The 630-nt window shown below is 47.0% G+C and carries 1 pseudogene; it reads left to right on the top strand.

The features are described 5' to 3' along the window. Positions 1 to 599, top strand: a pseudogene (locus tag EWM59_RS28000) (hypothetical protein); the annotation flags it as partial. Positions 600 to 630: the final 31 nt, after the last annotated feature.

Below are 630 nucleotides of genomic sequence, written 5' to 3'. Positions count from 1 at the left end.
CAAGTGGTTGTGCAGGAACAGTCAACTGGTCAAATGGTTCATCAGGCACAAGTATAGTTTTATCAAGTGTAGGCACTTATAGTATCACAACGACCTGTACAGTTGGGTCTTGTATTTCTCCGGCAAGTGTAGCAGTAACAGGGTTACAAATTGTAGCTCAACCAGCAGCCCCGACCATTACTCCTCCGGGTTCTTTAGTAGTTTGTGCACCGAGTACTTTAACCTTAACAGCGAGTGGTTGTGCAGGCACAGTGAACTGGTCGAATGGTTCATCAGGTAGTAGCTTAACGCTTTCAAGTGTGGGTACTTATAGTATTTCTGCCACTTGTACAGTAGGCAGTTGCACCAGTCTGGCCAGTGCAGCAGTTACAGGGTTACAGATTGTAGCTCAGCCAACTGCTCCAATGATTACAGCCCCGGCTACAAAAGTAGTTTGTTCACCAAGCACGCTTTCATTAACGGCCAGCGGTTGTGCAGGGACAGTCAACTGGTCGAACGGTTCATCGGGTAGTAGCTTAACCCTTTCAAGTGTAGGACGTATAGTATTTCTGCTACTTGTACAGTTGGGTCTTGTACAAGTCCAGCCAGTGCAGCAGTAACAGGGTTACAAATTATCGCTCAACCAGCAGC

The sequence above is a fragment of the Emticicia agri genome (genome assembly GCF_004168285.1).
In the GTDB taxonomy this organism is placed as follows: domain Bacteria; phylum Bacteroidota; class Bacteroidia; order Cytophagales; family Spirosomataceae; genus Emticicia; species Emticicia agri.
This window is presented reverse-complemented; position numbering and strand designations above follow the sequence as displayed.